Source organism: Halomonas sp. SIMBA_159, from assembly GCF_046536035.1.
GTDB classification, from domain to species: domain Bacteria; phylum Pseudomonadota; class Gammaproteobacteria; order Pseudomonadales; family Halomonadaceae; genus Vreelandella; species Vreelandella venusta_A.
In genome coordinates this window covers 1-243 of the sequence record NZ_JAWJBT010001400.1, presented here as the reverse complement: position 1 = coordinate 243, position 243 = coordinate 1, and the positions used below count along the sequence as shown (strand labels likewise).

Sequence of the window (243 nt, the reverse complement as noted above, 5' to 3'; positions counted from 1 at the left end):
CCTGATGCCTCTGTCACGATCGTCTCTGGTGTCATTTGTTTAAAACGCTTTACTTCGGCGGGGGAGCAGTTGTCAAACATGATGACATCTGCTTTTGCATCTCTGGCTTCCATGAGCTGTGCTTATGATTCAATTTCCACTTCAATTTTCACCATATGAACGGCGTATGCTCTTGCTTTTTCTAAAGCTTCACGGATAGAACCACATGCGGCAATATGATTATCTTTAATCATCACCCCGTCC

General features: G+C 44.0%; 1 protein-coding gene. It reads right to left on the bottom strand.

Annotated elements, in window-relative coordinates:
• Positions 1-122: 122 nt before the first annotated feature.
• Entirely contained in the window at positions 123-233 is a 111-nt protein-coding gene (locus R0J87_RS23850; RefSeq protein ID WP_498889500.1) for a hypothetical protein, read from the bottom strand.
• Between the last annotated feature and the right edge of the window lie 10 nt (positions 234-243).